The organism is Desulfoglaeba alkanexedens ALDC (assembly GCF_005377625.1).
Lineage (GTDB): Bacteria > Desulfobacterota > Syntrophobacteria > Syntrophobacterales > DSM-9756 > Desulfoglaeba > Desulfoglaeba alkanexedens.
In genome coordinates this window covers 1125230-1145510 of record NZ_CP040098.1, presented here as the reverse complement: position 1 = coordinate 1145510, position 20281 = coordinate 1125230, and the positions used below count along the sequence as shown (strand labels likewise).

16 protein-coding genes and 1 tRNA gene are annotated in these 20281 nt (G+C 58.9%); 1 reads left to right on the top strand and 16 read right to left on the bottom strand.

All coding sequences use genetic code 11. From position 1 onward, the window contains the following. Positions 1-337: 337 nt before the first annotated feature. From FDQ92_RS05440 to FDQ92_RS05365, 16 genes are all read right to left on the bottom strand, one after another. Positions 338-2341 carry a sodium-translocating pyrophosphatase gene (locus FDQ92_RS05440; RefSeq protein ID WP_246041836.1) on the bottom strand — a complete coding sequence of 668 codons (2004 nt, stop codon included), beginning with the start codon at positions 2339-2341 and terminating at the stop codon, positions 338-340. Between the two features lie 56 nt (positions 2342-2397). Beyond that, entirely contained in the window at positions 2398-3024 is a 627-nt protein-coding gene (pth, locus tag FDQ92_RS05435; protein ID WP_137423638.1) for an aminoacyl-tRNA hydrolase, read from the bottom strand. A gap of 40 nt (positions 3025-3064) precedes the next feature. After that, positions 3065-3700, bottom strand: a complete 636-nt coding sequence (locus tag FDQ92_RS05430; RefSeq protein ID WP_137423637.1) for a 50S ribosomal protein L25/general stress protein Ctc — start codon at positions 3698-3700, stop codon at positions 3065-3067. A gap of 60 nt (positions 3701-3760) precedes the next feature. Next, the gene (locus tag FDQ92_RS05425) at positions 3761-4696 is read right to left on the bottom strand and encodes a ribose-phosphate diphosphokinase (RefSeq protein ID WP_137423636.1); all 936 of its coding nucleotides are present in this window, start codon (positions 4694-4696) and stop codon (positions 3761-3763) included. Between the two features lie 69 nt (positions 4697-4765). Then, a tRNA-Gln gene (locus tag FDQ92_RS05420) sits at positions 4766-4840 on the bottom strand. A gap of 14 nt (positions 4841-4854) precedes the next feature. After that, positions 4855-5724, bottom strand: coding sequence for a 4-(cytidine 5'-diphospho)-2-C-methyl-D-erythritol kinase (locus FDQ92_RS05415; protein ID WP_170180205.1), 870 nt, complete (start codon positions 5722-5724; stop codon positions 4855-4857). A gap of 17 nt (positions 5725-5741) precedes the next feature. Further along, positions 5742-6182 (bottom strand): DUF1844 domain-containing protein, encoded by a 441-nt coding sequence (locus FDQ92_RS05410; protein WP_211341376.1) that lies wholly within the window; start codon positions 6180-6182, stop codon positions 5742-5744. 18 nt (positions 6183-6200) lie between these two features. Further along, positions 6201-7781, bottom strand: a complete 1581-nt coding sequence (serA, locus tag FDQ92_RS05405; protein ID WP_137423634.1) for a phosphoglycerate dehydrogenase — start codon at positions 7779-7781, stop codon at positions 6201-6203. A 218-nt stretch (positions 7782-7999) separates the two neighbouring features. After that, positions 8000-9505: a M48 family metallopeptidase gene (locus FDQ92_RS05400; protein WP_137423633.1), complete on the bottom strand. Its 1506-nt coding sequence runs from the start codon at positions 9503-9505 to the stop codon at positions 8000-8002. An 8-nt stretch (positions 9506-9513) separates the two neighbouring features. Beyond that, positions 9514-9927 (bottom strand): ribosome silencing factor, encoded by a 414-nt coding sequence (gene rsfS, locus FDQ92_RS05395; protein ID WP_246041835.1) that lies wholly within the window; start codon positions 9925-9927, stop codon positions 9514-9516. A 20-nt stretch (positions 9928-9947) separates the two neighbouring features. Beyond that, a complete protein-coding gene (nadD, locus tag FDQ92_RS05390; RefSeq protein ID WP_137423632.1) occupies positions 9948-10634 on the bottom strand; it encodes a nicotinate-nucleotide adenylyltransferase in 687 nt (228 codons plus the stop codon). An 867-nt stretch (positions 10635-11501) separates the two neighbouring features. After that, positions 11502-12758, bottom strand: coding sequence for a glutamate-5-semialdehyde dehydrogenase (locus FDQ92_RS05385; protein ID WP_137423631.1), 1257 nt, complete (start codon positions 12756-12758; stop codon positions 11502-11504). A gap of 16 nt (positions 12759-12774) precedes the next feature. Continuing rightward, positions 12775-13956 (bottom strand): glutamate 5-kinase, encoded by a 1182-nt coding sequence (gene proB / locus FDQ92_RS05380; protein WP_137423630.1) that lies wholly within the window; start codon positions 13954-13956, stop codon positions 12775-12777. 142 nt (positions 13957-14098) lie between these two features. Beyond that, on the bottom strand, positions 14099-14824 hold the full coding sequence (locus FDQ92_RS05375; protein WP_137423629.1) for a metallophosphoesterase family protein: 726 nt from the start codon (positions 14822-14824) through the stop codon (positions 14099-14101). Beyond that, entirely contained in the window at positions 14825-15550 is a 726-nt protein-coding gene (locus tag FDQ92_RS05370; RefSeq protein ID WP_137423628.1) for a superoxide dismutase, read from the bottom strand. It abuts the gene before it with no gap. A gap of 1508 nt (positions 15551-17058) precedes the next feature. Next, complete coding sequence (locus FDQ92_RS05365) at positions 17059-17997, bottom strand: YkgJ family cysteine cluster protein (protein ID WP_137423627.1); 939 nt, start codon at positions 17995-17997, stop codon at positions 17059-17061. A 297-nt stretch (positions 17998-18294) separates the two neighbouring features. On the opposite strand from FDQ92_RS05365, the gene FDQ92_RS05360 reads away from it, so the two are divergent. Then, a complete protein-coding gene (locus FDQ92_RS05360) occupies positions 18295-20046 on the top strand; it encodes a proline--tRNA ligase (protein ID WP_137423626.1) in 1752 nt (583 codons plus the stop codon). Positions 20047-20281: the final 235 nt, after the last annotated feature.

The window sequence follows — 20281 nt, the reverse complement described above, 5'->3', positions numbered from 1 at the left end:
CCGCGCAGAACGCGCGGAGTGGAAGCGTCTGAAGTGAGCCTTGCGGTCAAGCGGCAAGTGGTATTCGGTGCATCCTCGGTGGTCGAGCTGTTGTCGCCGCGCCGGTCGGCGCTTGCCTGACCGGCTTCGGTGGCACGAACAACCGGCCTCCAGGCAAAGCCAACTAACTAATTAATTTTTTGAATATTAGCACCACAGCGACTATCTGCAAAGTCCGAAACGGAGGGAGCTGGGGGTGGGCTGCGGCCATGGGCGATGGGGGAAACGGCCCCTGGAGGACCTGAAGATCGGGAACAAAGGCCGGCCCCTGCGCGGGGGCCGGCCTTCAGGTACGTTCTTACCTTGCGATCACGGTAAGAACCGGAGCGATAACCAGCGAGATAACGGACATGAGCTTGATCAAGATGTTCATGGTCGGACCGGAGGTGTCCTTGAACGGATCGCCCACGGTGTCGCCCACGACGGCCGCCTTGTGGTTGTTGGAACCCTTGCCGCCGAAGTGGCCCGCCTCGATATACTTCTTAGCGTTATCCCAGGCACCGCCGCTGTTGGCCATAAACAGCGCCAACATCACGCCGGTGACGGTGGCACCGAGAAGCATGCCGCCCAAAGCGTTCTTTCCAATCAGGAAACCGACCAGTACGGGGACCGCCACACCCACGACGCCGGGGAGCATCATCTTCCGGATGGCACCTTTGGTGGCGATGGCCACGCAGCGGGCCGGGTCGGGCTTGCCGGTTCCCTCCATCAATCCCGGAATTTCACGGAACTGGCGGCGGATTTCTTCCACCATGTCAAAAGCGGCGTCGCCCACGGCGGTCATGGTGAGAGCGGCCACCAGGAAAGGAACGATGCCGCCGATGAAGGCCCCGATGATCACGTACGGGTTGGTGATGTTGATCATGTCAAGGCCGGCCGCCTGGGTGTAGGCCTGGAACAGGGCCACGGCGGTGAGAGCCGCGGCGCCGATAGCGAAGCCTTTGCCGATGGCGGCGGTGGTGTTGCCGAGTGCGTCCAGGCTGTCGGTGATGGCGCGGGTCTCCGGTCCCAGTTCCGCCATTTCCGAAATGCCGCCCGCGTTGTCGGCGATGGGGCCGTAGGCGTCAACGGTCATGGTGGCGCCGACGGTAGCCAACATGCCCACGGCCGAAATGCCGATGCCGTAAATGCCCGCCGCGAGGTAGGCGATATAGGTGGCTGCGCAGATGCCGAGCACCGGAAGGGCCACGCTTTCCATGCCCACGGCCAGGCCGGCGATGATGACCGTCGCCGGTCCGGTTTCAGACTGGGCGGCGATCTTCCGCACCGGGCTCATGGAGGTATAGTACTCGGCCAAAAGCCCGATCACGATCCCGACGAGGAGGCCGGAAACCACTGCCCACAACACACCGATGGGAAGGCCGAGCTGTTTGGTCAGGTAGTAGGTGATCCCGATGAAGACGATGGCTGCCACAAAGGTGGTATAGCGCAGCGCCGCCTGCGGCTTCATGGCGGCCATGGCCTTGAGGCTGAACACGCCGAAGAAAGAGGCGATGAGGCCCCCCATGACCGTGAGAAGCGGCATGGCCATGTAGGCCATCCGGTCGGCACCGGCCAGAAGGTCCTCTGGCATGGTCGCGGCGATGGCCACCGTCGCGATGACCGCCCCTACGTACGATTCGAAAATGTCCGCACCCATGCCGGCGATGTCGCCCACGTTGTCGCCTACGTTGTCAGCGATAACGCCGGGATTGCGGGGATCGTCTTCCGGAATGCCCGCTTCGACCTTGCCCACCAGGTCCGCCCCCACGTCGGCCGCCTTGGTGTAGATACCGCCGCCCATGCGTGCGAAGAGCGCGATGGAGCTGGCGCCCATGGCGAAGCCGTTGATGTAGTTGGCGGTGAGCGGATCACCGCCGAAGATGTAATAGGCTATGCCCACGCCGAGAAGCCCCAGGCTGGCGACGGAAAGACCCATGACCGCGCCGCCGAAGTAAGAAACCGTCAGCGCCTTGGCCTGCCCGAACTGATTGGCCGCCCAGGATGTCCTGGAGTTGGCGCGGGTGGCGGCGGTCATGCCGGTATAGCCGGCCAGGATCGAACAAGCCGCGCCGCCCAGGAAGCAGTAAGCGGTTTGGGGATTCACCCCTACGAACAAGAGGCCGAACACCACGACGATGAAGATGAGGAGAACCGAGTATTCCGTCTTGAGAAAGGCCATGGCGCCCACATGGATCATTTCTTCCAGTTCCTGCATGCGCTCATTGCCGTTGGGTTGCTTCTTGATCCAGCCATAGATCAAGAAAGCGACAACAAACCCGCCCAGACCAAAGTACGGTGCGTAGTTTACGTATTCCAGCATCGCTCCCATCCTCCTTCACTTTGTGCAAAAATTAACTTGAGATGGCAAAAAAAATGCTACGTTCGAAGATCCTCGGTGCCTCCGGGCTCCACCCGCCGGTTGAACCGGTTCATGGCCGCCTCCACCCCATCCTCCAGGATCACCTCCGCCGCGTCCGCCGCTCTGAACAGCGCTTCCCTTAAAACCTCGACTTCATCCTCATAAGGCGGGCGCAACACAAATTCCTCCACGGTTTCCCCGAAGCGGGGTCTTCCGATGCCCAGCTTCAACCGATGGAAATCGTTACACCCCAAATGCTGGATCAGCGACTGGACGCCCCTGTGTCCCCCGGCGCCTCCACCTCGGGCTACCTTGATCCGGCCCGGGGGAAGGTCCAGATCATCGTGGACCACCAAGATCTGTTCCGCGCCGATACCGTGATAGCGGGCGATCGTTGCGGCGGCTTCCCCGCTGCGGTTCATGAACGTGGTTGGTTTCACAAGCAGCGCCTTCCGCCCGCGTACCCAACCCCATCCCCACAAGGCCGGAACTTTGCGCTGGTGCATGGGGACGTTGAACCGGGAAGCCAGTTCGTCCACTACCCAAAAGCCCGCGTTGTGCCGTGTCCGCTCGTATTCCCGGCCCGGATTTCCCAGTCCGATCACGACACAGACCTGATCCCTTTCGGAGGCGATGCGGCTCATGAACCACTCGGCGGAGTCGGAGGATCTTCCAACCCGACGCCTACGATGCTGTCACCTCCTCTCTTTGCTGTTCTGTTTGTCCTTCACCTTCCCCTCCTGCCGAAACGGCGCCCGTTTCCGGCGGCGTCACGGTCACGATCGTAAACCGCTCTTCGTCCACGATTCGAAAAGAGTATCGGCCAACCAGGTCGGCCACGTGTATGGAATCGCCGATTTGCAAGGAACTCACGTCCAGGCTGATTTTGTCCGGGATCTCCGAAGGCAGACACTGAACGGCGATGCTCCGGCGCATCTGCGTCATGATCCCGCCCATCTTGACGCCTTCGGGAACGCCCGTGAGCTCCACCGGAATGTCCACGTCCACCATTTGGTCCAGCGCCACTTCGTGAAAATCCACGTGAAGGATCTGCCGCTTCACGGGATGGCGCTGGAGTTCTTTAAACATCACCTTTTTACGGAGGGTCTTTTCGCCGTCTTCCACTACCAGGCTGATGAGGTGTGTTTCCTGACCCGCTTCCCGCAGATACCTTTCCAACAAGTTGGCCGGTACGGCCATGGGCAGGGCATCCAGCTTCTGCCCGTAACAGACGGCGGGCACCTGGCCGGAAGCCCGCAATCTGCGCGCAGGTCCCTTTCCCGTCTCCGTTCTCACTACCGCCGTCAACTCCACGTTCATGCTTCAAAGCCTCCGCTATCGACGAAAATCCCCCGGCGTGCATCCGGGGAACGCGTCCGGTCAAAGGAAAAGACAGCTGATGGAAACCTCATCGTGCACGCGCTTGATCACCTCAGCCAGTATCGGCGCAACGCTCACCACGCGAAACTTAGCGCTCTCCTTCGTCTTCTGAACGGTCGGAATGGTGTCGGTAACCGTTACCGTGTCCAGCGGCGACCGGTCCACCATTTCCACGGACCCTGCGGACAGCACCGGGTGGACACAGTAGGACTCGATGGTTGTCGCCCCTTCGCGCCGGGCCGTCCAAGCCGCCTCGCAGACCGTTCTGCCCGTGTCCACCATGTCGTCCAGGATCACCACCCTGCGATGCTTCACACTTCCGACCACCGTGCTGGACCGTCCCTCGTCGGGATCCGTCCGGTGAATGATGGCCAGCGGGAGGTCCAGCCGTTCGGCGAAGGCACGCACCCGCCGCACCCCCTCCGCGTCGGGTGCCACCACCACTTCGTCGCCGTGCATGCGGGCCTTGAAATCTTCGGCCAGAACCGGCAGACTCGGCACATCGTCCACCGGGATTTTGAAGAACCCCTGAATCTGTCCAGCGTGCAGATCGAAAGAAATCAAACGGTCCGCTCCTGCCGTGCTCATCAGGTTGGCCACCATCTTGGCCGTTATGGACACCCGGGGTTTGTCCTTCTGATCCCGGCGCCCGTAGCCGTAATAGGGCATCACCACGTTGATGCGCCGTGCCGACGCCCTCTTCAGGGCGTCCACCATGAGCAGTGTTTCCACAAGGTGCAGATTGACCGGATAACAGGTCGATTGGACGACGAAAACGTCTCTGCCCCTCACATTTTCATGGATCTCGACCCGGATTTCGCCGTCCGAAAAGCAATCCACCAGGGCCGCGCCCAGCTCAATCCCAAGGATCTCGCAGATTCCCTTTGCCAATCCTGGATTGGAGCGCCCGCTGAACACCTTGAGTCGGTCCCGCATACCGCATCCCGGCTGCCCCTGGTTCGTAGCCAACGGCCGTGAATCGATCGTCGCGCCGAACCGTATGGCTGGCTGGGGTGGGAGGATTCGAACCTCCGAGTGCGGGTTCCAAAGACCCGTGCCTTACCGCTTGGCGACACCCCAAGAATCTCGCAACCCTAGCCAGAAAGAAAATCGGACGCTGCGCATGTCCGACTCACCCGCACCCAGCACTCCGGCCAAGCGTTCCGGGCCTCGAACCCTGCCTTTTCCGCGTCCTCGAAACTTCTAAAGATGGCAAACACCGTCGGCCCGCTCCCGCTCATCCGGACGCCCCTGACTCCCGCACGCCCCAACAGCCAGCCCATGATGTGCCCCACTACGGGAAACGCTTCCAGAGCGACGGGCTCCAGGTCGTTTTCCATAACGGCGGTAAGGTCCCAGGGGCGAGCCGACAGCGTAGGGATTCTAATGCGACGGGTACCCCTTGTCAACTTTATTCTCCCGTAAACCCAAGCGGTGGAAACGGATACGGGCGGTTTCACAAGCAGCACCGGGTATTCCGGGAGCCCTTCGACCGGCTGCAGTTTCTCGCCGATTCCAGTCGCCAAGGCGGGGCGGGGTGTGATAAAAAAGGGGACGTCTGCGCCCAGCCGGGCGGCCAGTCCCCTGAGTTCCGGTTCGGGAAGAGGACGCGTGGAAAGGCGGTTCAGGAGGCGGAGGACCGCCCCTGCGTCGGAACTTCCGCCTCCCAACCCCGCCGCCACCGGAATGTTCTTGGCGATCCGGACATAAGCGCCTCCGGTCCAGCCCGCGACTTCGAAATAGGCGCGCGCCGCCTTCAGCGCGATATTTTCGTCGTCCGCCGGTACCTTTGGGTGGTCGCACCGCACGGTGAACCCGGCTTCTTTGAGTTCCACATCCACCCGGTCACAGACGTCCTTCAGCGGCAGCATGAGCGTGGAGATTTCATGGTAACCGTCGGGGCGCTTCCCGAGTACGTCGAGCCACAGATTGATTTTGGCCGGCGCGGCCGTGGAGACCTTCAAGGCGACATTCCACCCTGTCAGCCCTTGCGCTTCTGAACATATCGCAGGCGCAGATCGTAGAGCACGTTCTTGAGCAGCCGGTCTTCATCGGGCTCCAGGTTGCCCCTGGTCTTTTCTTCAAGCATCCCAAGCGTGTCGATGATCTGCTTCGCCAGGGCCAGATCCTGCTCCAGCCGGTTGGTGGAAGGGTCGGGTACTTCCCCCAAGTGAACCAGCGCTGAAGAGCTCAGCGAGAACACGAAGGTGGAAAACGTGACCTCCGGAAAGGGCTTGGACTCGGCCGCCGTTGCCTCGGACCGGGCTTCCGAGCTCACCCCGGGTTCAGGCCGTCTATCTTCCCGCGGCGGTGTGCCCCCTTGCGTTTCGGTCCTTTGCGTCTCCTCTTCCGGCGGCGTATCCTCGATCACTATCCGGCGCCGATCTCTTACAACAAAGCCTTTGTCTTCTTTTTCCTCCACGACCACCCTCCCCGAAAGCTACAGTTCCAGGACTTGAACCACGTTGACATTTTCCATGGCCAGGAGTTCCTGGACCACCGGGGGAGGAACGGGCGTGTCCGTTCGAAGCAATATGATGTTCTGGCCGCGTTCCAGCACCTGTCCCACATCCATCATGGAAATGTTGATGCTATGGCGTCCCAGGCACGTTCCGATGGCCCCGATGGTTCCCGGCGTGTCGATATTGTAAATGAGCACCAGGTGGCCCTCGATGGCGGCTTCCAACCTGAAATCGTTGATGCGGACCAACCGGGGATCCCTCTTTCCGAAGATGGTCCCGGCCACCAGGTTTTCTTCCTCCTGGGTCTTCAGCTGAACGCTGATGAGATTGGTGAAGTCTTCAGCTTCCCCCCGCATGGTTTCGGTGACCTTGATGTCTCGTTCTCTGGCCAGCACCGGAGCGTTGACGAAGTTCACTTGGTCTCCCAGGATCGGGCTGAGCAGTCCCTTCAGAACAGAGATGGTAAGAGGCCGTGTGTCCAGGTTGCACACTTCCCCCACGTACTCGATGGTGATCTGGCTCATGGGTCCCCGGGTGAGCTGCTGCACCAGGCTGCCAAGGCGTTCGGCCAGGGTGAGATACGGCCTGAGGTTCGCGAGGACTTCTCCGTCGATGGTCGGAGCGTTTACGGCGTTTCGAATGGTCCCGTTCAGCAGGTAATCGATCACCTGGTCGGCCACGGCCACGGCGACGTTTTCCTGAGCCTCGTCCGTGGAAGCACCCAGGTGCGGGGTTCCGATCACCTTTTCGAGGGTCAGCAAGGGGTTGTCTTTCGGCGGTTCCTGGGTGAAGACGTCCAGAGCCGCGCCGGCGACGATCCCCGATTGAATGGCGTCGTAGAGGTCCTGTTCGTTCACGATGCCGCCGCGGGCACAGTTGATGACGAAAACGCCCCGCTTCATCCGGGCGAAGGCTTCCGCGTTCAGTAGGTTCCGTGTCTCCTGGGTGATGGGCGTGTGCACGGAGATATAATCGGCGCGTTGGAGCAGTTCGTCGAAAGTGACCGCCTCCACACCCAGCTTGTTCACGTAGTCGGAACCGATGTAGGGATCGTAGGCGATGACGTTCATCTTGAGGCCCTTGGCCCGGTCCGCCACCACTCGGCCGATCCGTCCGATGCCGATGATGCCGAGGGTCTTGTTGAAAACCTCTTTTCCGCGGAAACGCTTCTTTTCCCACTTTCCAGACTTGAGGGAGTAGGTCGCCTGCGGGATGTTTCGGCTCAGCGCGAGAAGCATCGCAATGGTGTGCTCGGCGGTGGTGATCACGTTGCCCTCGGGTGTGTTCATCACCACAATCCCGTGCTTGGTGGCCGCGGCGATATCCACATTGTCGAGCCCGATGCCGGCCCGGGCGATCACCTTGAGCCGTTCGGCCGCCTCGATGATGTCGGCGGTGACTTTTGTCGCGCTTCGGATCACCAGCGCGTCGTATTCCTTGATGACCTGGCGCAATTCTTCGTGGGTGAGGCTTGTGTTCACTTCCACCTCGAAGTCGGGTATGCTTTGAAGCTTTTCCACCCCCGCTTCCGCCAGATTGTCACTCACCAATATTTTCATCTCCACCTCCCGGCAACCGATCCCGCTCATCCTGTTTTCAAGTTATTGTATTGTGTTACGGGTCACTCGCTTATCCGCGTAAGCGGGTTCTGTAGCACCCTTTTCGGAAATTCGTCAAGGGGCAAACCGAGGGCGGGGTCCGGTATCCTTCGAGGGGGAACCCTGGACGATTCAGGGCACCGAGAGGCCGGCCCGGGCGAACGGCGGGTTTCCGTGTGTCACCTTCGTTGGAATCGCACCGGCGGCCCAAGCGAGCGGGTGTTTCCGAAGAAAGGTGCTGAACGTTCTTCGAAGAAGGCGGCCTGAGGGGACTTCTTTCTGCCTTTCAGGGTTTCCAGAATTTCTTCGATGTCTTCGAGGCGTTCGTCGCCCGCGGGCAGAAGTTCCTTTGCCTTTTCGTAGTGGAACGAGGCCAGACGCCGGTCGCTCCGAGCCATGTAATACCGGCCCAGGTGAAAGTGGGCCGCTCCCAGCTGGTCGATCCGCCCGAAGAGGACTCCCAGGTGGTAGTCGATTTCCGGGTAAAGGGGCGCCAGCGTGTCGGCCTGTCTGAGATGGTCCAGTGCCTGTTCGATTTTTCCCTGTTCTTCCAGGACGAGTGCCAGCCGGAAATGGGCGATGGCTGATTCCGGATCCAGCGCGAGGGCTCCCAGAAGGGCATTTTCGGCCTCCGTGAGCCTTCCCGTTCTGTAGTAGGCTTCACCCAAACTGCTTAGCACCAGGGGGCTTTGGGGCTTCAACGCGGCGGCTTGCCGCAGCTCGGCTAGAGCGGGTTCAAGGCGGCCCGTGCGAAGGTGCAAGCGCCCCATTCCGTAATGGGAAGCCGCCCGGCGTTCGGTTCCGGCTTTCATCCGCCAGGCGGCTAACTGATCACCAGCCACCTGTGGATCCCCATAAGCGCTGATGAGGGCCGCCTGCACCAGCACAAAATCCCCATTGGGATCCCGCGTCGGGCGCGGCGGCGACGTCTCGACCATCCGTTCGGCCATCTGCTTCAAGTAATCGACGCGCTCGTTCACCGCCGGGTGCGTCTGCAGGTACGAAGGAATGCGCGAATCGCCTCGCCAGCCCTCGCGCCCCAGTTTTTCCATCACCGACACCATGGCCTGCGGTGGATAGCCTGCGGCGCATAGGTACCTGAACCCCAGCCGATCCGCTTCTTCTTCATTCTCCCGAGTGTATTTCAGTTCCAGGCTCGTGGACCCCGCCATGACGCCCGTTGCCAAGGCGCTGGCGGCATTGCTGTGGGCGCCGAGGAAGGCTGCGGCGACCGCACCCGCCAAGGTCGCAATGCTCAGTACTTTACCCCTCTCTAATCGCTCGTGGATGTGGCGGGCCTGGACGTGCGCCAATTCGTGGGAGAGAATCGCCGCCAGCTCCCCTTCCGATTCCATCATCTCTATCAGACCCCGAAAGACGAAAACATAGCCGCCTGGAATGGCGAAGGCGTTGGGCGTGGATTCGTCCAGCACGTAGAAATGGTAGTCGTAGTGGCTGGGCTGCAGCTGATCCGTGATACGACGGCCCACGGACCGGACATAGCTCACGATCTCGCCGTCGTCGATCAGCCGATGGTATTGGCGGATGGCGTTCAAAAGCTTTCGGCCGAGGATCTTTTCCTCGCTCAGACTCAGCCCCTGGGCCGGAACGACGGATCCCGTCCACAGCACGGCGAAGGCCAAAAAAACGACCAGAGCCCTTCGAACGTCACTCCACGCTGGCATGGTGGACCTCACTGTTTCACGACATCCCGGTCAAGCTGCGGCATGTCCTGTCCTTCCAGGTGCACCGTTCTGGCATCCGCCCACAGGCTTTCCAGGTCATAGAACCCTCGGACCGGGTCATAGAAGATGTGGACGATGACTTCTCCGTAATCCAGGAGAACCCACTGGCCCTCCTTGAGGCCTTCCATGCCCAACGGCCGGATGCCGGCTTCCCGGAGACACCCTTCCAGATGATCAGCGATTCCCTGTACTTGGCGGCTCGACTTCCCGCTGCAGATCACGAAATAATCGGCAAACGAAGTGAGCTGCGAAACATCCAGCAGCACTATGTTCAACGCCTTGCGCTCTTCCGCTTCCCGTGCGCACAAGACTGCCTTCTGAAGTGCACTCAGTTGCAATTCCTTCACGGCACCTTTCTTCACGTACCTACCCCCCGCCGCCCTCAGTCACGGGTTGCCTCCCCGGGAATCCCGTAAATGTTTTCTCTTTGAATATAATCCAGGACCTCCCTGGGGACCAGATATCTTATGGAGTTTCCGTTTCGGAGCCTTCGTCGGATGTCCGACGAGGCGATATCCAAGTGCGTGGTTTGCAGAAAGTGGATGGGCTGGCACATCGAAGTTTGAAAACGCCGGAAATCGTCGTTCCAAAGGCAAGCGGTGTCGATGTGGCGCCGCAGATACTCTTCGACGCGGCCTTCGTCGTGTCCCGGCCGGCGGAGCACGCCCACCGACGCGAGGCGAAAGATCTCCCGGTAGTGCCACCAGGTGTGAATGTCAAAAAAAGCGTCGGAACCCACCAGGAAAAACAGCCTTGCCCGCGCTGGAACTTCCCTTCGGATGGCCTCCAGGGTCCTCACGGTGTAGGACTTCCCCCCGAGGCGCTCCTCCAGGTCGGATACCCGAAAGCGGGGATGGCCCTCCACGGCCAGTTCCAACATGCGTAGTCGGTGCTTGAAAGAGGTGACCGTTTCATCTGTCTTGTGAGGAGGAATCCAGGCCGGGACAAAAAGGCAGAGATCCAATTGCAGCAACTCCAGGGCTTCTTCCGCACCCCTGAGGTGTCCCAGGTGGATCGGGTTGAAGGTTCCCCCCAAGACGCCCAGCCGGCGGAATCGCTCGAGTTCCATCGGTCCTCACACCCATAAGCGCTAAGTTATTTTGTAAGCATTCACGGGTTGCATTTATGCCATTGGGTTGTTTTTAAAGATGAACGTCGAACATCGAACGTTGAACATCGAACATCGAACATCGAACATCGAACATCGAACATCGAACATCGAACATCGAACATCGAACATCGAACATCGAACATCGAACATCGAACGTTGAACATCGAACGTTGAACATCGAACGTTGAACATCGAACGTTGAACATCGAATGAAAAAAACCGGGTTGCATTTATGCCGTTGGGTTGTTTGCTTCTCGTTCCCAAGCTCCAGCTTGGGAACGACGGGTAGTTTGGGTTTTTTGATTAGTGGTACACACTGAATAAGTTTTAACCATCTCTGGGTCTCCCTAAGTTCCTTTTTTCCCATTCAGCATTCGACGTTGGACGTTCAATGTTCGATGTTCGATGTTCATTTCCCATTCACCATTCGATGTTGGACGTTCGATGTTCGATGTTCATTTCCCATTCACCATTCGATGTTGGACGTTCGATGTTCGATGTTCATTTCCCATTCACCATTCGATGTTGGATGTTCGATGTTCGATGTTCATTTCTCATTCAGCATTCGATGTTGGACGTTCGATGTTCGATGTTCATTTCTCATTCAGCATTCGATGTTGGACGTTCGATGTTCGATGTTCATTTCTCATTCACCATTCGACGTTGGACGTTCGATGTTCGATGTTCATTTCTCATTCACCATTCGACGTTGGACGTTCGATGTTCATTTCTCATTCAGCATTCGATGTTGGACGTTCAATGTTCAATGTTCAATGTTCATTTTTCCAGTCGATACCGGCCAAAACAACTTAGCGCTTATGGTCCTCACACCCGCACCTGGCCGTTGCCGAAAGCGACGAACTTGGTAGTGGTGAGTTCCTCGACGCCCATGGGACCGAAAGCGTGAAGCCGCGAAGTGGATATGCCGATCTCGGCGCCCAGACCCAGCTGATACCCGTCGTTGAAACGCGTGGACGCATTCACCATGACCAGCGAAGACTGAACCTCCTGCACGAATCGGTGGGCCCGCTCGTAGTTTCGGGTCACGATGGCTTCCGTATGGTTGGATCCATACCGAGCGATGTGAGCGATGGCCGCATCCATGTCCGGAACGACTCGAACCGCCAGGATAAGGTCCAGGTATTCGGCGCTCCAGTCTTCTTCTTCGGCCCGCCGACATTCGGGAACGATGCGACAGGTTTCGGGGCAGCCGCGAAGTTCCACTCCGCGGCGCCGAAAGGCTTCGGCCATCCGTGGCAGAAACTCCGGTGCGATCCTTTGGTGCACCAAAAGCGTTTCCATGGCGTTGCAGACGGCGGGACGCTGGACCTTGGCGTTGATACAGAGCGCCTCCGCCATGTCGGGATCGGCGTCTTCATCCACGTAGATGTGGCACACGCCCTTGTAGTGCTTGAGGACGGGCATTCGAGCGTTGGCCGCTACGAACCGGATCAGTTCCTCGCCGCCCCTCGGGATCATTACGTCGATGCAGTCTTCCAGCTGGAGCATTTCCAGGACCGCTTCCCGTTCCGTGGTTTCCATGACCTGGATCGCCGCTTCCGGAAGTCCGGCGGCGCGGAGCGATTCTCGGAGAATCGCTGCCAGGCACTGGTTGGAATGGAACGCTTCCGAGCCGCCTCGAAGGATCACGGCGTTTCCCGCCTTGATGCAGAGCGCCGCGGCGTCCACCGTCACATTGGGTCGCGACTCGTAGATGATGCCCACCACCCCCAACGGTATCCGCATCCGCCCGACCCTCAATCCGTTCGGCCGCGTCCACATGGAAGTCACTCGGCCCACGGGGTCGGGAAGCAAAGCGACTTCCCGAAGGCCCTCCATCATTTCATTCAGAACCTTGTCGGAAAGCCGGAGCCGGTCCAGTTTCGGGTCTGGGAGCCCCTTTTCACGGCCGGACTCGATGTCCCGGTCGTTGGCTTCCGCGATGCGGCGCCGCTCGGATTCCAGCCGTTTCGCCGTCCCTTCCAGGAAATCCCTCTTGACGGCGTCCCCGGCCTTGGCCATCTCGTGGGCCGCTTCCTTGGCCCGTTTCCCCATGGTCCGCACCTTGTCCCGATGGTTCATCGTTTCGCGTCCTCCTTCACGCTTCGTCCGCCAGGACAAAGTTGTCCCGGTGGATCACCTCGTCCGAATGTCTGTAACCGATGAGCGCCTCGATTTCCTCGCTGTGGCGGCCCTTGATTTTTTCGATCTCGCTGGACTTGTAATTGGTGAGCCCGATGCCGATCAGTTGCCCGGCTTCATCGACACACCGGACCGGAGCCCCCACGCCGAAATGTCCTCGAACTTCGCGGATTCCGATGGGAAGAAGCGATTTTCCCGCGTTGGTCAGCGCCTTTGCCGCACCCTCGTCGAGTATCAGTTCGCCCAAGGGCTTCGAAAGGTTCGCCAGCCACAGCTTTTTTCCTGAGTATACCCGCTTTTGCGGGACGAAAAGGGTTCCCAGGCTTTCCCCTTCGAACAGCCTCAGGAGCACGTCGCGTTCCTTCCCCGGTGCGATCACCATGGGAATACCGGATGCCAGGCACTTCTTGGCCGCGTTCAGCTTGCTCAGCATGCCGCCCGTCCCCACGGAACCCGGCTCGGGCGTGGCGCACGCTAGAAGCCGGCTGTCCACGCCGTGGACGACCCGAATCAGGTGGGCGTCCGCATGGGAGCGCGGGTCGCAGTCGAAGAGTCCCGCCGTGTCGGTGAGGTTGATCACCAGGTCCGCCCCGATGAGTCCGGCGATGAGGGCCGACAGCTGATCGTTGTCCCCGAACTTGATCTCTTCCACCACTACCGTGTCGTTTTCATTGATCACCGGGATGATCCCCCAGTTCAGGAGGGTCTGCAGCGTGTTCCGGGCGTTCAGGTAACGGTGACGCTGAACCAGATCCTCGCTGGTCAGAAGCACTTGAGCCGTAAGGAAATCGAACTTATCGAAGGCATCTTCCCATGCCTGCATGAGGACCGTCTGCCCGACGGCGGCCGTCGCCTGTTTCTGGGGGATCGTACGAGGCCGCTCAGATAGGCCCACCTTGCGGACGCCGGAAGCTACGGCCCCGGAAGAGACGATCACCACTTCGCGGCCTTTCTCACGAAGTTCGGCGATCTGGTCCGAAAGACGGTGAAGCACCACGCGGTTCAAGCCCCTGGGGCCCGTGAGCACAGCGCTTCCAATCTTGATCACAAGCCGCCGCGCCCGGCTGAACCAGGTAAGCCTCTGGTCCTCCTCACGTGTATCCAATGCCGGCGTTTTCGGCGCAAGCCCGCTTTCCATGAAAAACCTCAATCAGTCGATGCCGTTCCACAAATGCCTTCCGTAACGACCCCCGCCGTCTCGGCGATTTGACGCTGGTCTTGGAGAACGGAAGAACTCAAAGCTATAAAAAAGGCAACCCACCGGCAAGAGGTTTGTCTGACTACCACAACCGCACGGCGTTGATGGAAGGAAGGCCGATCCGCAGGATTTTTTCCGCCGTAGTTCGGATGTCGTAGGGCACGCCGCGCACTTCCAGCGCTTGTCGTTCCCTGTCCCAAATCACATACTTGGCGGAATTGGTGCCGTCTCTCGGCTGACCCACGCTGCCCACGTTCACTATGTGCCGGTATCCTTCTTCCAGGCGGGTTTCGCCGAGCGCCAGTGGAGTCACGCGAAGCGCCTTTCCGTTCCACGAAACCAGTTCCAGCAGGTGGGTGTGACCCACGAAGCAGATGTCCTCTTCGAACTGATCGAAGAGGTTCGGGAGCTCATCTTTGGTAAACTCGATGAGATAACGGTGCACGTTGTCGGGGGGACAGCCGTGGACGAATAGCGCACCGTCCTGCCGGAGCGCGCGCTTCCAGGAACGGATTTCATCGAACCTTTCCGGCGGGAGCAAGGTGCGCGTGATTTCAAGGGAACGTCGTGCGGACGCGTTGAACCAGCTCAGCGTGCGCGGATCGATCAGGCCCAGTTCGTGGTTTCCCATGACACACGGGATTCGTCTGCGGACAATGATCTCCAGCACAGCGTCCGGGTCCGGACCGTAGCCCACGGCATCTCCCAGGCAGACCACCCGATCCGGACGCAGGGCATCGAGGTCTTTCAACACTTCCTGGAACGCTTCCAGGTTTCCATGGATGTCGGACAGGACGGCGAGTCGCATTTACTCCAGGTTTTGAGCCACGAAGTCCCAGTTCAGCAGATGATCCAGGAAGGTCTGGATGTAGTCGACGCGCTGGTTCTGGTAATCCAGGTAGTAGGCGTGTTCCCACACGTCAATGGTGAGGACCGCCTTTTGGCCATGGGCCGCCGGCGTGTCGGCATTGGAGGTTTGGGTGATCTTCAATTTGCCGTTTTCCAACACGAGCCAGGCCCATCCGCTTCCGAAGACGGTGGCCGCCGCTTTCGCGAATTCCTTCCTGAAGTTTTCGTAGCTGCCGAAAGCCTCGCTGATCTTTGCGGCGACCGGTCCCTGAGGCGGCCCGCCGCCATCCTTTTGCATGGAGTTCCAGTAAAAGGTATGGTTCCACACTTGAGCGGCGTTATTGAAAACGGAGGCTTGGCCTGAATCGCCGGCCGTCTTCACGATGACCTCTTCCAAGGACATCCGCTCAAAGGCTTTGCCCTTCACCAGATTGTTCAGATTGTTCACGTAGCCTTGATGATGTTTGCCGTAATGAAAAGAAAGGGTGCGGGCGGAGACGAAAGGTTCCAGCGCGTCTTCCGGGTAGGGGAGCGAAGGAAGCTTGAACACGGCTTCTTCGCCGGTCGCGGCTACGGCGAAGGCGGGGCGGAAGACGCCCTGTGCGGCCAGAACGGCGGCCCCGGCCACGGCTCCCTGCAGGAACGTGCGGCGTGGAAAGGATCCGGTGGAGCGTTCGTGGGTCATAACGACACCTCCTCATTATGGGTTCCTGGATGGCCATCAAAACCAAGTTTGGAAAAGCGCGGGGTCAGGCCCTTGCCGGGGCCGTTTTTTCGGTCCATTGCCGCTGGGGGCACGTTTCGAAAGCCACTGACGGGTATGGTCGCGCGTCCTGTCGGCCCTGGAGATGATTGGAACCTTAACACACGAGGTTCGCCTGAGGAAAGCGCTGACTTTCGGGGCGGAGGTGAGCCTTTTCCTCGTTCCCAAGATCCAGATTAGGAACGAGGGGAAACCGGGTTGCATTTATGCCATTGCGTTGTTTTTAAAGATGAACGTCGAACATCGAACATTGAACGTTCAACATCGAATGAAAAACCGGGTTGTTTCTTGTTCCCAAGCTCCAGATTGGGAACACAACCGTGCAGAAGCTCCAGCTTCGGTGAGGCCGTTTCCAAGCCAGAGCTTGGGAACGAAGGGAAACCGGGTTGCATTTATGCCATTGGGTTGTTTTTAAAGATGAACGTCGAACATCGAACATTGAACGTTCAACATCGAATGAAAAACCGGGTTGTTTCTTGTTCCCAAGCTCCAGATTGGGAACACAACTGTGCAGAAGCTCCAGCTTCGGTGAGGCCGTTTCCAAGCCAGAGCTTGAGAACGAAGGGAAAGACCACTTCGAGATCCTGGCGAGATCCCTAGAAAGACAGCGCGTTTCAGCTGTAGCAGGAGGGAAGCTGGAGCTTCCCTCGCAGGGCGTTCCCAAGCTGGAGCTTGGGAACGATGGAAATGTTCGATGTTCATTTCCCATTCACCATTCGATGTTGGACGTTCAATGTTCGATGTTCATTTCCCATTCACCATTCGATGTTGGGCGTTCAATGTTCGATGTTCATTTCCCATTCACCATTCGATGTTGGGCGTTCAATGTTCGATGTTCATTTCCCATTCACCATTCGATGTTGGACGTTCAATGTTCGATGTTCATTTCCCATTCACCATTGGGTGCAGATCTTTTGCTTCTTGTTCCCAAGCTCCAGCTTGGGAACACAAGTGTGCAGAAGCTCCAGCTTCGGTTCCCATGACGCCGTACCCAAGCCAGAGCTTGGGAACGAGGGGAATTCTATTTCCCCTCCCCTTGTGGGAGGGGATTAAGGGGAGGGGAATGTAACTGATTGACATACGTTAATTTTCTCACCCTCACCCCAACCCTCTCCCATCAAGGGAGAGGGGGATTTTTTGACCTTGTTCCCAATCTCCACCATCCACCTTGTTCCCAAGCTGGAGCTTGGGAACAAGGGGAAACGGAGCTGATGCGCTTGCTGCTTCAAGGCCATCTGGATCTACCTCAGAGGGTCACCCTGGATGTCGTTCTAAAAGATCCGCACCCATTCACCATTCGATGTTGGACGTTCAATGTTCGATGTTCATTTTTTCCGGTCGATACCGGGCAAAAACAACTCAGCGCTTATGGGGTGATGGGGGGCCCCTGTGTTCCCATGCTCCACACTGCAGGAATCATGGTGGGTCGATCAGGCGGATTCGGCAATAAGCACCCTTGTGCCGTCCGGCCGGGTCTCCACGCGAAAGCCGAAGAGGGCCGTAAGTTCGGCAAAGCTCCGGCCGAAAACGAGCGGCATGGTTTCTTGAGGAATATTCAGCTTTTTTTGAAGAAACCCCCGGAAATGTTCTTCATAGGCGATGAGTTCCAGAACTTCTCCGGCTGATTCACCCTTGGTTTGATCCAGGCGTTCAAAGGCGTCCCTGAGCCTGTCGAAGGCACAGCGGCGGTCGTGCTCGGCGATGAGTTCATAAAGGAGTTCCACATCCGCGAACAGGTCGGCCCGCCTGAGGTAGGGCTGTTCGGCCAGTTCTCTGGCTTGTGTCGGATCCCAGCAGGCCTGGGCCCGGCATTGGAGCGGGCGGTCGTCGTAAATGGTGCAGTCCGATCCGCCGTCTTCCAGAAACAGGCACGTATGAGATCCCGGCTTTTCTCGGATTTTGATGCGTTCGTCGAGCAGAAAGAAAAGCCTTTCCTGGAAAGGCGAATGGACCGGTTCGCCCCGGCGCAGGGTAACCAGGGCGTCCCAGGGAATTTTTCCGGCCTTCAGCAGTTCCAAGTCTTCCAGGTGGAGGGTGGGGCTTCCCTGGCGGCAGCATTCGCCGCAACGGAGGCAGACGGGGACTACTTCCCGAGCATGCTTATCGGCGATCGCCAACGCGCGTTTCCACGCGTCGGTGCGTCGAGCTTCTTCCAGCCGCTCCCAGTTCCTGACGATTTCCAGGAATTCGGAGTCATGTTCAAGCTGCAGCATGAGGCGCTCGGGCGGGACGGTGGTTTCCTCGTCTTCCCGCAACATTTCGATGTGTTCTTCCAGGTTTTTGCGAAAGGTCTCGAGATCCCAGGTCGCCGGTGAACGGGGGGCTTCGGAGGAATCCGACGTGCCGGGACCGGTCGGTCTTCGGTTCATGGTTCGTTCCTATGGGGTGAAAGGCCTCTAGAGTTTCCAAAGGGTCCGGCGCTCGGCACCCATCCTCCCTGGTTTCCGGTTCGTGCTTATCGTCACCTTGCAGCAGTGAATCTCATAACAGCTGCGGTCTCCGTCCGCCAAGTCCTTTTTCGGTTGCGTTTTGAGGTTGTGAGGGAAGAAGGCTGCGTGCTAGATTCCGGCCTTCTAAAAAAAACCATCGGAAACGGTCCAATCCGGAATCCTGTCCCAGAACATGAAAATACGTTGAGCGGGAACTCAACACGGGAGGTGCGGTGGATGCGCTATTCGAGATATTTTGTCCATACGCTCTATGAAGTGCCCAAGGAAGCCGAAACCCCTTCGCACATCCTGCTGCTGCGGGGTTGCTTCATTTACCCTGCGGCGGCCGGCGTCTACTCCCTGCTCCCCCTGGGGCATAGAGTGGCCGAAAAGATCAAAAACATTCTGCGAGCCGAATTGAACGCCATCGACGGAATCGAGGTGACTCTTCCGGTTTTGAACCCGGCCGAACTGTGGAAGGCCACCAAGCGCTACTACCATATCGGCCAGGAACTCTGGCGCATCCGCGATCGGCGGGACCGGGAATTCGTGCTGGCCATGACCCACGAGGAAATCATCACCGACATCGCCAAGAAATTCCTACGTTCCTATCGCGATCTCCCGGTGATGCTCTACCAAATCCAGACCAAGATCCGAGACGAAGCGCGGCCCAGGGCCGGCCTGCTTCGGGTACGCGAATTCTTCATGAAGGACGGCTACAGTTTCCATCCCGACTTCGAGGATCTGGACGCCTACTATCCCAGGATTTACAACGCGTATCTCAGAATCTTCGCCCGTTGCGGCGTTACGGCCGTACCCATCGAAGCGGACCCGGGGATCATGGGGGGGACCGGTTCCCACGAGTTCATGCTGGAATCCCCCAGCGGCGAAGACCGGTTCGTGGTGTGCAGCCAGTGCGATTACCGCGCCAATATGGAGAAAGCGACGGGCCTCAAACCACGACGCCAGGACCCGCCCGGCACACCGCCTCCGATGGAGAAAGTCCCGACCCCGGGAATCAAGACCATCGCGCAGCTCATGGATTTTTTCAAAATTTCCGAGGAACACTTCCTCAAGACGGTGGCCTACGATGCGGACGGAGAATTGGTCCTGGCCGTGGTGCGAGGCGATTTCAATATTTCACCGACCAAGTTAGCCAACCACCTGAAGGCGGTGCGACTGGATTTGGCGCCGGAAGAAGCCCTCGCCGAAAAGAGACTCCACGGGGGTTTCCTGTCCCCCGTGGGGCTCGAGCCGGGAACGGTGCGCGTGGTGGTCGACAGTTCCGTGGACGACGGAACCCTTTATGTCGCCGGCGGCAACCAGGTGGACGTGCACCTCAAGAACGTGCTTTGCGGCCGGGACTTCCATGCCCCGGAGAAGGTGGACATCGCCGAGGTTCGCGACGGCGATACCTGCACCGCCTGCGGTCGGGGAAAACTGACCATCCGAAAAGGCATCGAACTGGGGCACACGTTCAAGCTGGGTACCAAATACACCGCACCCGATGCCATGGACGTGACCTACCTGGATGCTGACGGCGAAAACCGCCCCGTGATCATGGGATGTTACGGCATCGGAGTGGAACGGCTCATGGCTTCCGCCGTCGAACAATGGCACGATGAAGCGGGCATCATCTGGCCGCTCACCATCGCGCCTTTCCAGATCGTGATCACGACCCTCGGGAAAAAGACCGATGTGGATCAGGCGGCCGAAGAACTGTACCGGGAACTTACCAGCCGGTGGGAAGTGCTCTACGACGATCGGGATGAATCGCCTGGAGTGAAACTCAAAGACGCCGATCTGCTGGGCATTCCAATCCGGGTGGTGGTGAGTCAGCGCGGACTGAAGCAGGGGCGGTTGGAAGTGAAGGTGCGGCGCTCCGGTGAAGTGCTCTTCTGTAGCAGGGAAGAACTGCCGGCTCTTCTGGAGAAGATCCAAGCGGACCTGATGCCCGAAATGGACGGCCTTCCCTTCATGCCGGAATAGGAGTGATCCGCAGGCGGTGTGAGCCGTTTCGTTCGCGGCTGTGTTTGGGCGTTGACTTTGGTGTAAAATGAAGCTAAACAAAGCAAACGTTTAATAGAATCCAGGGTGCAGGGTCAGGGATCGAAATGATCCCGAGGATCAGCAGGTCAAAGGTCTAAGACCGAACCAGGGGCCGAATGAACCCCCGGGTTTAGAGTTGTTTTATAGCCCTGTCGGCGTCGGGATCGGTATCGAG

What these genes read in the sequence shown, in the direction of transcription:
- FDQ92_RS05370 (WP_137423628.1), bottom strand. Translation starts at nt 15,550, where the DNA reads ATGACCCACGAACGCTCCACCGGATCCTTTCCACGCCGCACGTTCCTG.
- FDQ92_RS05425 (WP_137423636.1), bottom strand. Translation starts at nt 4,696, where the DNA reads ATGCGGGACCGACTCAAGGTGTTCAGCGGGCGCTCCAATCCAGGATTG.
- FDQ92_RS05440 (WP_246041836.1), bottom strand. Translation starts at nt 2,341, where the DNA reads ATGCTGGAATACGTAAACTACGCACCGTACTTTGGTCTGGGCGGGTTT.
- pth (WP_137423638.1), bottom strand. Translation starts at nt 3,024, where the DNA reads ATGAGCCGCATCGCCTCCGAAAGGGATCAGGTCTGTGTCGTGATCGGA.
- nadD (WP_137423632.1), bottom strand. Translation starts at nt 10,634, where the DNA reads ATGGAACTCGAGCGATTCCGCCGGCTGGGCGTCTTGGGGGGAACCTTC.
- FDQ92_RS05365 (WP_137423627.1), bottom strand. Translation starts at nt 17,997, where the DNA reads ATGAACCGAAGACCGACCGGTCCCGGCACGTCGGATTCCTCCGAAGCC.
- FDQ92_RS05430 (WP_137423637.1), bottom strand. Translation starts at nt 3,700, where the DNA reads ATGAACGTGGAGTTGACGGCGGTAGTGAGAACGGAGACGGGAAAGGGA.
- FDQ92_RS05375 (WP_137423629.1), bottom strand. Translation starts at nt 14,824, where the DNA reads ATGCGACTCGCCGTCCTGTCCGACATCCATGGAAACCTGGAAGCGTTC.
- proB (WP_137423630.1), bottom strand. Translation starts at nt 13,956, where the DNA reads ATGGAAAGCGGGCTTGCGCCGAAAACGCCGGCATTGGATACACGTGAG.
- FDQ92_RS05400 (WP_137423633.1), bottom strand. Translation starts at nt 9,505, where the DNA reads ATGCCAGCGTGGAGTGACGTTCGAAGGGCTCTGGTCGTTTTTTTGGCC.
- FDQ92_RS05360 (WP_137423626.1), top strand. Translation starts at nt 18,295, where the DNA reads ATGCGCTATTCGAGATATTTTGTCCATACGCTCTATGAAGTGCCCAAG.
- serA (WP_137423634.1), bottom strand. Translation starts at nt 7,781, where the DNA reads ATGAAAATATTGGTGAGTGACAATCTGGCGGAAGCGGGGGTGGAAAAG.
- FDQ92_RS05385 (WP_137423631.1), bottom strand. Translation starts at nt 12,758, where the DNA reads ATGAACCATCGGGACAAGGTGCGGACCATGGGGAAACGGGCCAAGGAA.